The organism is Pseudomonas sp. SIMBA_041, assembly GCF_046535095.1.
GTDB lineage: Bacteria > Pseudomonadota > Gammaproteobacteria > Pseudomonadales > Pseudomonadaceae > Aquipseudomonas > Aquipseudomonas mucoides.
In genome coordinates, this window is the sequence record NZ_JAWRXJ010000331.1 from 1 (window position 1) to 270 (window position 270).

Annotated in this window: 1 protein-coding gene; it reads right to left on the reverse strand. The window is 66.3% G+C overall.

Annotated elements, in window-relative coordinates:
* Positions 1–78: 78 nt before the first annotated feature.
* On the reverse strand, positions 79–270 hold a 192-nt coding region (locus SB725_RS31360; protein ID WP_410923314.1), incomplete at its 5' end, for a substrate-binding domain-containing protein.

Sequence of the window (270 nt, forward strand, 5' to 3'; positions counted from 1 at the left end):
TGGATCACCTGGACAACCCCGACTACGCCGGTGGCGTATGGGGCGCTGCGCAAGCTCTCTGCCTGAGGGGCGGTGGGCTCAACTGCTTTCGCGCTCGATCAGCTGGCATTGCAGCAGGTTCAGGCGTTGCACCGTGCCTGCCACTGGCAGCACTCCCAGGCTCTCCAGCACCCGGGTCGCGGCCAGTACGCCGATCTGAAGCGCCGGTGGCTGGATGGTGCTCAGGCTGGGCAGCAGCATCTGCGCAAAGGGGTAGTCGCCAAAGCCCAG